Source organism: Nonomuraea sp. NPDC050202 (genome assembly GCF_040656115.1).
Taxonomy (GTDB): Bacteria; Actinomycetota; Actinomycetes; order Streptosporangiales; family Streptosporangiaceae; genus Nonomuraea.
Genome location: NZ_JBFALF010000003.1, coordinates 247345 through 260570 on the forward strand (window position 1 = coordinate 247345; position 13226 = coordinate 260570).

Genomic DNA, 13226 nt, shown 5'->3' on the forward strand with positions numbered 1-13226 from the left:
CCTCCAGTTGTGAAGAAGGCCGCCATGGTCGCGCAGTTGGACTCCCCCCACCGTGCTGGATCGCTCCACCCCGCGGAGCTCCGCCCGCTGCTCGTGGCCCTGCAGGGGCTGCGCGACGGCAACTTCCGCAGCAGGCTCGATCCGCCCGACGACCCGTTCCTCGCCGAGCTGGCGATCACCTTCAACCAGGTCGTCGACCGCAACGAGCACCTGTCGAACGAGCTGACCCGCCTGCGCACCGAGGTCGCCAGGCGGGGGCGGCTCGACGAGCGGCTCGACCCCAGCCCCGGCACGGGCGGCTGGGCGGTCAACGTGGCCGCCGTCAACTCCATCGTCGACGCGCTGGTCATCCCGATGGCCAAGGCCACCAGGGTGCTCAACGCGGTCGCCGACGGCGACCTGTCCAAGCGGGTGGACCTGCAGGAGGACGACCGGCCGCTGCGTGGCGGGCTGCGCCTGATGGGCAAGGCGGTCAACCGCATGGTGGACCAGCTCGCGCTGTTCTCCGGCGAGGTGACCAGGGTGGCGCGCGAGGTCGGCACCGAGGGGCGGCTCGGCGGGCGGGCCAAGGTGCAGGGCATGTCGGGAAGCTGGCGCGACGTGACCGAGGCGGTCAACGCCATGGCCGGGCGGCTGACCGCGCAGGTACGCGACATCGCGGTCGTCACCACCGCCGTGGCCAGGGGCGACCTGACCAGGCAGGTGACGGTCGAGGCCACCGGCGAGCTGCTGGAGCTGAAGCTGACGGTCAACACCATGGTGGACCAGCTCTCGTCGTTCGCCAGCGAGGTGACCAGGGTGGCCCGCGAGGTCGGCACCGAGGGCCAGCTCGGCGGCCGGGCCGAGGTCAAGGGCGTGCTCGGCACCTGGAAGGACCTGACCGACAACGTCAACTTCATGGCCTCCAACCTCACCACCCAGGTGCGCTCGATCGCCCAGGTGACGACCGCGGTGGCCAACGGCGACCTGTCCAAGAAGATCACCGTGGACGCGCGTGGGGAGATCCTGCAGCTCAAGGACACCATCAACACGATGGTGGGCCAGCTCTCGGCGTTCGCCGACGAGGTGACGCGGGTGGCGCGCGAGGTGGGCACGGAGGGGCGGCTGGGTGGTCAGGCGCAGGTGCGGGGGGTGTCGGGGGTGTGGAAGGACCTGACCGACAACGTGAACTTCATGGCCTCCAACCTCACCGAGCAGGTACGCGACATCGCCCAGGTCGCCACCGCCGTCGCCCAGGGAGACCTCAGCCGCAAGATCAGCGTGGACGTCAAGGGCGAGATCCTGCAGCTCAAGGACACCGTCAACACGATGGTGGGCCAGCTCTCGGCGTTCGCCGACGAGGTGACGCGGGTGGCGCGCGAGGTGGGCACGGAGGGGCGGCTGGGTGGTCAGGCGCAGGTGCGGGGGGTGTCGGGGGTGTGGAAGGACCTGACCGACAACGTGAACTTCATGGCCTCCAACCTCACCAGCCAGGTGCGTTCGATCGCCATGGTCACCACCGCCATCGCCAACGGCGACCTGTCCAAGAAGATCACCGTGGACGCGCGTGGGGAGATCCTGCAGCTCAAGGACACCATCAACACCACCGTGGACAAGCTGTCCGCGTTCGCCGACGAGGTGACCAGGGTCGCCCGTGAGGTGGGCACGGAGGGGCGGCTGGGTGGTCAGGCGCAGGTGCGGGGTGCGTCGGGGGTGTGGAAGGACCTGACCGACAACGTGAACTTCATGGCCTCCAACCTCACCAGCCAGGTCCGCAACATCGCCCAGGTCGCCACCGCCGTGGCCAACGGCGACCTGTCCAAGAAGATCGACGTGGACGCCCGGGGCGAGATCCTGGAGCTCAAGACCACGATCAACACCATGGTCGACACGCTCTCGTCGTTCTCCTCCGAGGTGACCAGGGTGGCCCGCGAGGTCGGCTCGGAGGGCAGGCTGGGCGGCCAGGCCGAGGTCGAGGGCGTCTACGGCACCTGGGAGCGCCTCACCAAGAACGTCAACGAGCTCGCGGGCAACCTCACCACCCAGGTGCGCGCCATCGCCGAGGTCGCCAGCGCCGTCGCCCAGGGCGACCTGAGCCGGGCCATCAGCGTCGAGGCCAAGGGCGAGGTCGCCGAGCTGAAGAACAACGTCAACCTCATGGTGGCCAACCTGCGCGAGACCACCCGCGCCAAGGACTGGCTGGAGAGCAACCTGGCCCGCATCGCCGGGCTCATGCAGGGCCACCGCAACCTCGTCGAGGTCGCCGACCTGATCCTGCGCGAGCTGACGCCGCTGGTCAGCGCCCAGTACGGCGCCTTCTTCCTGGCGGACGCCGACTCGGTCGACGGCTCGCTGGCCTACATCGCCGGCTACGGCGCCGCCCACGACGTGCTGCCCGGCCCCGCCACCCCGGGGCCGGGCCTGATCAGGCAGGCCGCGCTGGAGCGCAAGCGCATCCTGCTGGAGGACGTGCCGCCCGGCTACATCACCGTGCACTCGGGGCTGGGCGAGGCCGCGCCCGCCAGCGTGGTGGTGCTGCCCATCGTGTTCGAGGACAAGGTGCTGGGCGTGATCGAGCTGGCCTCGTTCAGCCGGTTCAGCGACGTGCACCTGGCCTTCTTCGACCAGTTCGTGGTCACCATCGGCGTGGCGATCAACACCATCATCGCCAACGCCCGCACCGAGGCGCTGCTGTCGGAGTCGCAGCGCCTGGCGCAGCAGCTCCAGGGCCGCTCCGACGAGCTGCAGCGCCAGCAGGCCGAGCTGCGCAAGTCCAACGCGGCGCTGGAGGAGAAGGCCCACCTGCTGGCCACCTCCTCCCGCTACAAGTCGGAGTTCCTGGCCAACATGTCGCACGAGCTGCGCACGCCGCTCAACAGCCTGCTCATTTTGGCCAGGCTGCTGGCCGACAACCCCGAGGGGAACCTGTCGGAGCAGGAGGTCGAGTTCGCCAGCACGATCCACAACGCGGGCAGCGACCTGCTCCAGCTCATCAACGACATCCTCGACCTGTCCAAGATCGAGGCCGGGCGGATGGACGTCCGTCCGGAGAAGCTGCCGCTGAGCAAGCTGCTCGACTACGTCGATGCCACCTTCCGCCCGCTCACCGTGGATCGGGGGCTGACGTTCGAGATCGAGGTCGCCCCCGGCACGCCCCGCGAGCTGTTCAACGACGAGCGCAGGCTCCAGCAGATCCTGCGCAACCTGCTGTCGAACGCGGTCAAGTTCACCTCCGTGGGCGAGGTGCGCCTGACGGTCTCCGTCGCCGAGGACAGGCCCGACCCCGACGGCCGGCCGATGCTCTGTTTCGCGGTGCACGACACCGGCATCGGCATCGCGGCCGACAAGCTCCCGGTCATCTTCGGCGCCTTCCAGCAGGCCGACGGCACCACTAGCCGCAAGTACGGCGGCACCGGCCTGGGCCTGTCGATCAGCAGCGAGATCGCCCGCCTGCTCGGCGGCGAGATCCACGCCATCAGCACCCCCGGCCAGGGCAGCACGTTCACCCTGTACGTGCCGGGCGCATGCGCCGCCAGCGGCCCTGAGCAGCCGCCGCCCGAGCCCGCCGAGCCCCGCACGCCGCCGCCCGGCTGGCAGGCCGACGGCGACGACCCGTGGCACTCCTCCTCCAAGCTGAGCAGGCTCAGGCAGGGCCCGCTCGGGGCGGCGTTGGCGGGCCGGCGGGTGCTCATCGTGGACGACGACATCCGCAACGTCTACGCCCTGACCCACGTGCTCGGCCGGCTCGGCATGGAGATCGTCTACGCCGAGAACGGCAGGGAGGGCCTCGAGGCGCTGGAGCGGGAGGAGGACATCGCGCTGGTCCTCATGGACGTGATGATGCCCGAGATGGATGGCTACGAGACCCTCGTCGCCGTACGGCAGCTGCCGCGCTTCGCCGACCTGCCGATCATCGCGCTCACGGCCAAGGCGATGCCGGGGGACCGGGAGAAGACGATCTCCTGCGGCGCGTCCGACTACGTGCCCAAACCCGTGGACCTCGACCAGCTCCTGGAGGTGATGCGCGGGTGGCTCGCGGGTGAACGGAAGGGGGACGGATGAACCGACAGGTCAAGATCCTGCTGGTGGACGACAACGACGAGAGCCTGGTCGCGCTGGAGGCCGTGCTGCGGCCGCTGCAGCAGTTGCTGTTCAAGGCCAGGTCGGGGCCGGAGGCGATGAAGCTGATGCTGCGCCACGACTTCGCGGTCGTCCTGCTCGACGTGCTCATGCCCGGCATGGACGGCTTCGAGACCGCCACCCACATCAAGCGGCTCGACCAGACCCGCGACGTGCCGATCATCTTCCTGACGGGCACCGAGCCCAACTCGGGCGCGGCCTTCCGCGGGTACGCGGTGGGCGCCGTCGACTATCTCACCAAGCCGTTCGACCCGTGGGTGCTGCGCTCGAAGGTGGCGGTGTTCATGGAGCTGTTCAGGAAGAGCGCGGTGCTGATGGAGCAGGCGGCGCTGCTGGCCCAGCTCGTCAGCGACAACGAGGCCCTGTCCGGGTTCGCGCGGCGGCTGGGGGCGGTCGAGGCGCGCCTGGACGGGCTGTCGGAGGGCGCCGCCGGGGACGAGGGGGTACGGGAGGCGGTCAAGGACCTGACCGACCGGGTGGCGGCCATGCAGACCGCCTTCGAGGCGGTCTCGACAGTCCGCGCCAGGGAATGACCCTCCCGTCCGTCAGGACATCGGCGAGCCTCCGCGCGTACCGCGGTGTCTCCGTCGTACCTTTGGCATCATGGCCACCCGTACGCCGAAAAGCGCATCGAAGGGGCCGGCGAAGCGGTCGACCTCGTCCCGTTCGACCCCCGCCAAGCGCGGGGCCGCTTCGGCGGGACGACCCAGGGCGAAGGGAGCCGCCTCCGGCCGCAAGCCCTCGATGACCCACCAGGACCCGATCAGCTGGGTCTTCACCATGATCGGCAGACTGATCGTCGGGCTGTGGATGTTGTTCGCCAACGGCGTCGGCAGCGCGGCGCGGGCCCTGGGCAAGAACGCCAAGGAGCTCGATCCGGCGCACCGGCGCGACGGGGTGGGCCTGACGGTGCTGGCGGGCGCGATCGTGCTGGCGGCCATGACGTGGCGCAACTCCGAGGGGGCGGTGGCCGGCGTGGTCAACGCCACCGTGCGCGGCGTGTTCGGCTCGCTGGCGTGGGCGCTGCCGCTGCTGCTCGGGCTGCTGGCCTGGCGTTACCTGCGCCATCCCGACCAGAACGCCGACACGGGGCGGATGGTCATCGGCTGGGCGGCGCTGATGGTGGGCGTGCTCGGGGTGATCCACGTGGCCAACGGCACGCCGTACCCGGCCGGTGAGGGCCAGGGCATGGACAAGGTGTCGCAGGCCGGCGGCATGGTCGGGTTCATCGTGTCGGCGCCGCCGATGAGCATCCTGCCGCCGTGGGTGACGATCCCGCTGCTGCTGCTCCTGTCCGGGTTCGGGGTGCTGGTGATCACGGCCACGCCCGTGCACCGGATCCCCGAGCGGCTGTCCGAGCTGAAGCACATGCTGTTCGAGCGGCACTCCGAGACGGACGCCGCGGCCAAGCCCGCCGCCAGGAAGCGGGTCAGGGCGAAGAAGCCGGAGGAGGGCGAAGACAGCGTCAAGCCGTACGACACTCCGGTGATCGCGGAGAAGGACAAGAAGAGCGATCATTCGCCGGAGATCGTGCCCGGGCTGGCCGACGAGGAGGAGGCGCCCGCTCCCGAGGCTGAGAGGCGTCCTGAGCCGCCGGAGCCGACGCCCGCGCCGCGGAAGGTCGAGCAGCTCGTCCTGTCCCCGCAGGCGGGCCCGTACAGCCTGCCCGACCTGCAGTACCTCAAGCCGGGCACCGCGCCCAAGCCGCAGACCAAGGCCAACACGACCGTGGTGAACGCGCTGACCAGCGTGCTGGAGCAGTTCGCCATCGACGCGCAGGTGATCGGGTTCACCCGGGGCCCGACGGTCACCCGTTACGAGATCGAGCTCGGGCCGGCGGTGAAGGTGGAGAAGGTCACCGCGCTCACCAAGAACATCGCCTACGCCGTCAAATCCGCAGATGTCCGCATCTTGTCCCCGATCCCCGGCAAGTCGGCGATCGGGGTGGAGATCCCCAACGCGGACAAGGACCTGGTGGCGCTCGGCGACGTGCTGCGCTCCCAGGTGGCGCAGGCCGACCACCACCCGATGATCGTCGGCCTGGGCAAGGACGTCGAGGGCCGCACCATCGTCGCGAACCTCGCCAAGATGCCCCACCTGCTCATCGCGGGCGCCACCGGCGCCGGTAAGTCGGTCTGCGTCAACGGCCTGATCACGTCCATCCTGATGCGCGCCACCCCCGACGAGGTGCGCATGGTGCTGGTCGACCCCAAGCGGGTCGAGCTCAGCGTGTACGAGGGCATCCCCCACCTCATCACCCCCATCATCACGAACCCGAAGAAGGCCGCCGAGGCCCTCGAATGGGTCGTGGGCGAGATGGACCGGCGCTACGACGACCTGGCGGCGTCGGGGTTCCGGCACGTGGACGAGTTCAACAAGGCCGTGCGGGCGGGCAAGCTGCAGCCGCCGCCCGGCAGCGAGCGCGTCTACCAGCCGTACCCGTACCTGCTGGTGATCGTGGACGAGCTGGCCGACCTCATGATGGTGGCCCCGCGCGACGTCGAGGACTCGATCGTGCGCATCACCCAGCTCGCCCGGGCGGCGGGCATCCACCTGGTGATCGCCACGCAGCGGCCGTCGGTGGACGTCGTCACCGGCCTGATCAAGGCGAACGTGCCGTCCAGGCTCGCCTTCGCCGTCTCCAGCCTCACCGACTCGCGGGTCATCCTCGACCAGCCGGGCGCCGACAAGCTGGTCGGCCAGGGTGACGCGCTGTTCCTGCCCATGGGGGCCAGCAAGCCGATCCGCATCCAGAACGCGTTCGTCTCGGAGAAGGAGATCGCCGAGATCGTCTCGCACTGCAAGGAGCAGATGCAGGTCGAGTACCGCGAGGACGTGGCGGCCGCGCCGGTCAAGAAGGAGATCGACGAGGACATCGGCGACGACCTCGACCTGCTGATCCAGGCGGCCGAGCTGATCGTGACCACGCAGTTCGGCTCGACGTCCATGCTCCAGCGCAAGCTGCGGGTCGGGTTCGCCAAGGCGGGGCGGCTGATGGACCTGCTGGAGAGCCGGAACGTGGTGGGCCCGAGCGAGGGCTCCAAGGCGCGCGAGGTGCTCGTCAAGCCCGACGATCTGCCGGGTTTGCTGGCGGATCTGCGTGGCGAATGACCCCAATGCACGGTTGCACGGCGATAACTGATTGAATATGTACCACCACGAAGAGTAGCCAGTGTGGTGGGGGGCGGTTCGCTGTGCAGGAGCAGAGCATCGGGGCCATGCTGCGGGCGGCCAGGCAGACGGCCGGGCTGTCGGTCGCGCAGGTCAGCGCGGCCACCAGGATTCGCGAGGCCATGATCCATTGCATGGAGCAGGACGACTACGGCCAGTGCGGCGGCGCCTTCTACGCCAGGGGGCACGTCAGGGCCGTGGCCAGGGCGGTGGGGCTCGATCCCGAGGCCACCGTCCATCTCTACGACCAGCAGTACGGCGGGCCGCCGCAGCCCATGCCGGCCTCGGCCGTGTTCCAGGCCGATCGCAAGATCAACCTGCCGGAGCGGCGCGGGCCCAACTGGACGATGGCGCTCGGCGTGGCGCTGGCCATCGTCGTGGTCTTCGGCATGATGCGGGTGATGGGCGGCGCCAGCGACCAGGTGCGCACGGGCGACGTGCGGGCCGCCTCGGCCCGGCCCAGCGTGCCGCCGAACACGCCGATCACCGAGACGCCGAGGCCGACGCCGTCCAAGACCTCGGCCAAGAACACGGTTACGGTACGTATCACGGCGAAGCGGTCGTCGTACGTGAGCCTGCACGACGCCGAGGGGCACAAGCTGTTCTCGGGCACTCTCAAGGCGGGCAAGACCTCCACGTGGCGCGCGGCCGCGAAGGTCAACGTGCTGCTGGCGGACGCCGGAGCGGTAACGGTGCACGTCAACGGCAAGAAGGTGAAGGGTCTCGGGGGCAGGGGAGAGGTGGTGCGGCGCTCGTTCGGGCCGCCCAAACCGCAGTCGCGGTAGCCGTGCGGGGGGAGCCAGTGCATCGGGTGGTGGCCAACTCCCGATACCGTAGTGTTCACCATGTCATCCCGCCGAACCGCATCGCTGATCACTCTGGGCTGCGCACGCAACGAGGTCGACTCCGAAGAGCTGGCCGCGCGACTCGAAGCTGCCGGCTGGCAGCTGGGCGACGACGACCCCGATGTCGTCGTCGTCAACACGTGTGGCTTCATTGACTCGGCCAAGAAAGACTCCATCGACACGCTCCTGGCCGCCGCTGACTCCGGCGCGAAGGTGGTGGCCGCGGGTTGCATGGCCGAGCGCTACGGCAACGAGCTCGCCGAGGCCCTGCCCGAGGCCAGCGCGGTCATCTCCTTCGACGACTACGCCGAGATCGGTGACCGCCTCGACGACGTGCTGGCCGACCGGCCGCTGAAGCCGCACACGCCACGCGACCGCCGCACCTTGCTACCCATCTCGCCGGTGGACCGTGCCAGCGCGCCCAAGGCCAGCATCCCCGGCCACGGCGACCTGCCGGAGGGCCTGGCGCCCGCCAGTGGGCCGCGCGTGCTGCGCAAACGGCTCGACGAGAGCCCGGTGGCCTCGCTCAAGCTGGCCTCCGGCTGCGACCGGCGCTGCACGTTCTGCGCCATTCCGGCCTTCCGTGGCTCCTACGTCTCGCGCAAGCCCGACGAGCTGCTCGCCGAGGCCGACTGGCTGGCCCACAGGGGCGTGCGCGAGCTCGTCCTCGTGAGCGAGAACTCCACGTCCTACGGCAAGGACCTGGGCGACCTGCGGGCGCTGGAGAAGCTGCTGCCGCAGCTCGCCGCCGTCGAGGGCGTGGAGCGCGTGCGCGTCAGCTACCTGCAGCCCGCCGAGCTGCGCCCTGGCCTGATCGACGTGATCTGCGGCACCGAGGGCGTGGCGCCCTACTTCGACCTGTCCTTCCAGCACGCCAGCGGCACGGTGCTGCGCCGGATGCGCCGCTTCGGCGACCCCGAGCGCTTCCTCGGGCTGCTGGAGACCATCCGCGAGCGTGCCCCCGAGGCGGGCGTGCGCTCCAACTTCATCGTGGGCTTCCCCGGCGAGACCGAGGAGGAGTTCGGCGAGCTGGTCGGGTTCCTGGAGGAGGCCAGGCTCGACGTGATCGGCGTGTTCGGCTACTCCGACGAGGACGGCACGGAGGCGGCCGGGCTGCCCGGCAAGCTGGACCAGGAGGTCATCGACGAGCGCGTGCGCATGCTCACCGAGCTGGCCGAGGAGCTGACCGCCCAGCGGGCGGAGGAGCGCATCGGCACCGAGGTCGACGTGCTGATCGACGACGACCTCGGCGACGGCGGCTACGAGGGCAGGGCGGCGCACCAGGGGCCCGAGGTCGACGGCTCCGTCACGGTGCAGGGCATCGGCCTGGTCAAGGGGCAGATCGTACGCGCGCACGTGGTCGATGCCGAGGGGGTTGACCTGATCGCGCGCATCAAGGCCGGCGGTCCATGAAGAGGGACGAGCGCCGGGTGGTGAGCCCGTGGAACATCGCCAACGTCCTCACGGTCCTCCGGTTGGCGCTCGTCCCCTTCTTCGTCGTCTGCCTCTTCCTGCCGGGCACGGGCTGGCGGGTGGCCGCGCTGGCGGTCTTCGCGGTGGCCTCGCTCACCGACCATCTCGACGGGGAGCTGGCCAGGCGCTACGGCCTCATCACCGACTTCGGCAAGATCGCCGATCCGATCGCCGACAAGGCGCTCACCGGGGCGGCGCTGGTGTGCCTGTCGATCCTGGACGAGCTGCCCTGGTGGGTCACGATCGTGATCCTCGGCAGGGAGCTGGGCATCACGGTGCTCAGGCTCGTCCTGCTGCGCCACGCGGTCATCCCGGCCAGCTACGGCGGCAAGGTCAAGACCGTGCTGCAGATCGCCGCCATCGTCCTGTACCTCCTGCCCTTCGTGCCGGGGCCCGTCCGGTGGGTGGTGATGGGCGCGGCGGTAGTGGTCACCGTGGCGACCGGGGCCGACTACCTCTTCAGAGCCGTGAGACTACGCAAAGTGGCCAAGCAGGCACGCGGGGAGTGATCGATGGCGGACATGGCCGAGGTGCTGACGATGCTGGTGGCCCAGGAGGCGACGGTGGCCGTGGCCGAGTCGCTGACGGGAGGGCTCATCGGGGCGGCGATCACTTCGGTGCCCGGGTCCTCCAAGGCCTTCAGGGGCGCGGTGGTCTCCTACGCGACCGATCTCAAGCACGGGCTCCTGGGCGTGCCCGAGGAGCTGCTGGCGCGCGAGGGGGCCGTGCACGCCGGCGTGGCCGCCGCGATGGCGGCGGGGGTGGCGCGGGTGTGCGGGGCGACCTACGGGCTCGCCGTGACGGGCGTGGCGGGGCCCGAGCCGCAGGACGGCAAGCCGGTCGGCCTGGTGTACGCGGCCGTCTCAGGGCCGGGCGGGCAGATTTGGTCCCGGGAATTGAGACTTGGGGGGTCGCGCGAACGTATCAGGGTAGAGACGGTGGACGAGGCAGTCGATCTACTGTCAGGTGTGCTGAAGGCGAACATAGGGGAACATTCCGGGTGATTACCGTGTTACGTCCCGAGCGAACATGCGATGCGCGGTCTGACGCGGTGTCGGTGGATACGGGTACGGTGGAGCTGTGAGTGAGGTCCGTGAGCCAACTGCAAGCACCGAGCGCCCGGCAGGCGGGCCTGATCAGTCGCGCAACGAGCCACGAGCGGCGGTCCAGGGTCGGCGACGCCCCATGATGACGGCGAGGAGTATGTACGAAGCTAAGAAGAACAAAGTGCGGCACGATCCGATCGCGCGGGGCGTGGTGAAGACATCCGCGCCGGGGAGGGAGCGACAGATGATTCTGCTGCGTCAGCTGCTCGGAGATGTGCTGAGGCGGCTGCGGGTGCGGCAGGGGCGCACGCTACGCGAAGTGTCCACGCTGGCCCGTGTCTCACTCGGCTATCTGTCCGAGGTGGAGCGCGGCCAGAAGGAGGCCTCGTCCGAGCTGCTCGCGTCGATTTGCGGCGCGCTCGGTGTGCCGCTTTCGCAGGTGTTGCGTGAGGTTTCCGACCAGTTCGCGCTGGCGGAGCTCCAGGCTGCCCCTGTGCTTGCCGACGTGCCCGAGCACGAGCGCCTGCCTCTTGGCGAGACGGTTCCCGGGTCGATCTCCGACTCCGTGTTCCCCGAAGTCAAGGACATGGTGGCTGCCTAACGCGGCTGGCAGCCCGCACACCACAGGATCAGCCGTTCCTGTGGCTGCGCCCCCATCTCCCCACGGCTGATGCGGGTGCCGCATCGGCGACAGGGCTTCCCCGTCCTGCCGTAGACCCAGGTCTGATTCGCTGGGCGGCGATCACCCGTGGTCACCGTGCCCGCATGTCCCTTGTTGGCCTCCAGCAGCCGCTGGGCCAGCGATACGAGCCCCTTGAGATCCTCGATCTCCCCGACCTGCTTCCACGGCCAGATCCCGCGCAGGAACAGGGTCTCGGCGCGATAGATCGTGCCGATCCCCGCCAGGTTGCGCTGATCGAGCAGCGCCTCCCCGATGGTCCTGTCGGGCGCCCCTCGTAGTCTTCGCACGGCCTCATCCGGGTCCCAGTCCGGGCCGAGCAGATCCGGCCCCAGGTGGCCCACCAGGCGCGCCTCGCCGGCCGTCCTGACGAGATCCACCATCCCGAGCCTGACCCCGACCGCCTGCCACCGCTCGTTGGCCAGGATCAGCCTGACCTGGTCGCCGGGCGGGATCCGGCGGCCGGTCTCCGAGACCTGCCAGCTTCCCTCCATGCGCAGGTGGGTGTGGACGGTGAGGTCGCCCTCGATCCGGGTGAGGAGATGCTTTCCCCTGGAGACGGTGGTGATCACCTGACGTCCGGTGAGGTCGGCCGTGGCGTGCCGGGGCACGCGGAAGTCCGATCTCGTCAGGATCCGGCCGTCCAGCGCGCCCCTGAGCCGCGCGGCGGTGCGGTAGACGGCGTCTCCTTCAGGCATTTTCCCAGTTTAAGAGCGGCTTTCTGGTTCGTCTGCGCTGAGCTCCGCCTTTGTCACGCGGCGAAGTGAACCGCGCGGGGTCAGTCGAGGCTGCGCCTGTCCTCCATGACCGGCGCGGGGGCGGGTGGCTCCCGTACCGCGAGGGGCTGGGCCAGGATCAGCGTCAGGTCGTCCACCTCGTCCGCGCTCGACCCGGCGGTGTGCCGCCGCAGCAGGTCGAGCACCTCGCGCAGCGACTCCTCCAGCGTGGCCTGCGTCAGCGCTCCGTGCAGGTGCTCGTCGAAGGGCAGCTCCTCGCCGTCGCGGCTGCGGGCCTCGGCCAGCCCGTCGGTGAACAGCAGCAGGCGGTCGGACGGCAGCAGGCGCACGCGCCACACGTAAGGCTCGGGAGACAGGCCGAGAGGGCGGCACGAGCGGGGCGGGTGCAGCGCGCGCAGGCGGCTGTCCACGCGCACGGGAGCGGGATGGCCGCAGCTGACCAGCAGCACCCCTCCGGGCACGAACTCCGCCAGCAGCACCGTCGCGAAGTCCTCCGGCCCCAGGCTGGGGGGAGACGGCGGCGTCGAGCTCGCGAGCCAGGGCGGCCAGATCGGGCGCGGTGGCCGCGGTGCGGCGGAAGGCCGTCAGGACGGTCGCGCTGAGATGCGCGGCGTCCAGGCCGTGACCCTTGACGTCCCCGACGATCAGGCGCAGGCCCGTGGGCGTGGCGACGGCGTCATGCAGGTCGCCGCCGATGCGGCCGGCCCCGGCCGACGATCGGGTGTGCGCCGCCAGGCCGACCCCGCCCAGCTCGGCGGGGAGGGCGGGGATCATCGCCCACTCCGCGATGCGGGTCATGCGGGCCAGCTCGGCCTGGTGGCGGGCATGGGCGCGCGCCGTCACGTACGCCCACAGGCCGCCGGTGGCCACGATCAGCGCGTGTACCAGATGGTGCGGCAGGTCGGCGCCCTCGTCCACCGCGGGCAGCGGCAGAGCCAGGGCCAGCGCGGTGGCGGCGGCCAGGACGGTGTGGCGGACGGTCAGCAGGTGGGCGGCGACCATCGGCCCGATCAGCAGCAGGGCCGACAGCGAGACCGTGGCGTACGCGGCGTCCGCCAGGGCGACCACCACCTCGGCCACCAGCAGCCCGCGCTGATGTCTGGAGGCGATTTGCCGCGAGATGACGCCTCCTCGGGTGATTGCGGGTCCTCAGGGG

Annotated in this window: 12 protein-coding genes and 1 pseudogene; 9 read left to right on the forward strand and 4 right to left on the reverse strand. The window is 70.2% G+C overall.

Annotated elements, in window-relative coordinates; genetic code table 11:
• Window positions 1-24: 24 nt before the first annotated feature.
• Window positions 25-4041, forward strand: a complete 4017-nt coding sequence (locus AB0I79_RS11210; RefSeq protein WP_357870309.1) for a HAMP domain-containing protein — start codon at window positions 25-27, stop codon at window positions 4039-4041.
• Window positions 4038-4652, forward strand: a complete 615-nt coding sequence (locus AB0I79_RS11215) for a response regulator (protein WP_357870311.1) — start codon at window positions 4038-4040, stop codon at window positions 4650-4652. Before AB0I79_RS11210 ends, AB0I79_RS11215 begins: the two co-directional genes overlap by 4 nt.
• Window positions 4653-4664: 12 nt before the next feature.
• Here AB0I79_RS11215 and AB0I79_RS11220 read toward each other — a convergent pair whose 3' ends face one another.
• Entirely contained in the window at window positions 4665-4901 is a 237-nt protein-coding gene (locus AB0I79_RS11220) for a hypothetical protein (protein WP_357870313.1), read from the reverse strand.
• On the opposite strand from AB0I79_RS11220, the gene AB0I79_RS11225 reads away from it, so the two are divergent.
• The 6 genes from AB0I79_RS11225 to AB0I79_RS11250 all read left to right on the forward strand — a co-directional run bounded on the left by AB0I79_RS11225 (window position 4900) and on the right by AB0I79_RS11250 (window position 11255).
• Window positions 4900-7230, forward strand: a complete 2331-nt coding sequence (locus tag AB0I79_RS11225) for a DNA translocase FtsK (protein ID WP_357870316.1) — start codon at window positions 4900-4902, stop codon at window positions 7228-7230. The genes AB0I79_RS11220 and AB0I79_RS11225 overlap by 2 nt on opposite strands.
• An 83-nt stretch (window positions 7231-7313) precedes the next feature.
• The gene (locus tag AB0I79_RS11230; RefSeq protein WP_357870318.1) at window positions 7314-8075 is read left to right on the forward strand and encodes a RodZ domain-containing protein; all 762 of its coding nucleotides are present in this window, start codon (window positions 7314-7316) and stop codon (window positions 8073-8075) included.
• A gap of 60 nt (window positions 8076-8135) precedes the next feature.
• Complete coding sequence (gene rimO / locus AB0I79_RS11235) at window positions 8136-9548, forward strand: 30S ribosomal protein S12 methylthiotransferase RimO (RefSeq protein WP_357870320.1); 1413 nt, start codon at window positions 8136-8138, stop codon at window positions 9546-9548.
• Complete coding sequence (pgsA, locus tag AB0I79_RS11240; RefSeq protein ID WP_357870322.1) at window positions 9545-10117, forward strand: CDP-diacylglycerol--glycerol-3-phosphate 3-phosphatidyltransferase; 573 nt, start codon at window positions 9545-9547, stop codon at window positions 10115-10117. Before rimO ends, pgsA begins: the two co-directional genes overlap by 4 nt.
• 3 nt (window positions 10118-10120) lie before the next feature.
• On the forward strand, window positions 10121-10612 hold the full coding sequence (locus AB0I79_RS11245; protein WP_357870325.1) for a nicotinamide-nucleotide amidohydrolase family protein: 492 nt from the start codon (window positions 10121-10123) through the stop codon (window positions 10610-10612).
• Window positions 10613-10898: 286 nt separating this feature from the next.
• Complete coding sequence (locus tag AB0I79_RS11250; RefSeq protein ID WP_185112531.1) at window positions 10899-11255, forward strand: helix-turn-helix transcriptional regulator; 357 nt, start codon at window positions 10899-10901, stop codon at window positions 11253-11255.
• Here AB0I79_RS11250 and AB0I79_RS11255 read toward each other — a convergent pair.
• The 3 genes and pseudogenes from AB0I79_RS11255 to AB0I79_RS11265 all read right to left on the reverse strand — a co-directional run.
• The gene (locus AB0I79_RS11255; RefSeq protein ID WP_357870327.1) at window positions 11252-12031 is read right to left on the reverse strand and encodes a DNA-formamidopyrimidine glycosylase family protein; all 780 of its coding nucleotides are present in this window, start codon (window positions 12029-12031) and stop codon (window positions 11252-11254) included. The two genes, AB0I79_RS11250 and AB0I79_RS11255, sit on opposite strands and share 4 nt — an antisense overlap.
• Window positions 12032-12111: 80 nt before the next feature.
• Window positions 12112-12621: a PP2C family protein-serine/threonine phosphatase gene (locus tag AB0I79_RS11260; protein ID WP_357871627.1), complete on the reverse strand. Its 510-nt coding sequence runs from the start codon at window positions 12619-12621 to the stop codon at window positions 12112-12114.
• Window positions 12593-12868 (reverse strand): annotated as a pseudogene (locus AB0I79_RS11265) (SpoIIE family protein phosphatase); the annotation flags it as partial. The pseudogene AB0I79_RS11265 and the gene AB0I79_RS11260, both read right to left, overlap by 29 nt.
• Here AB0I79_RS11265 and AB0I79_RS11270 point away from each other — a divergent pair.
• Window positions 12765-13166, forward strand: coding sequence for a hypothetical protein (locus AB0I79_RS11270; RefSeq protein ID WP_357871657.1), 402 nt, complete (start codon window positions 12765-12767; stop codon window positions 13164-13166). The pseudogene AB0I79_RS11265 and the gene AB0I79_RS11270 sit on opposite strands and share 104 nt — an antisense overlap.
• The last annotated feature ends 60 nt before the right edge of the window (window positions 13167-13226 follow it).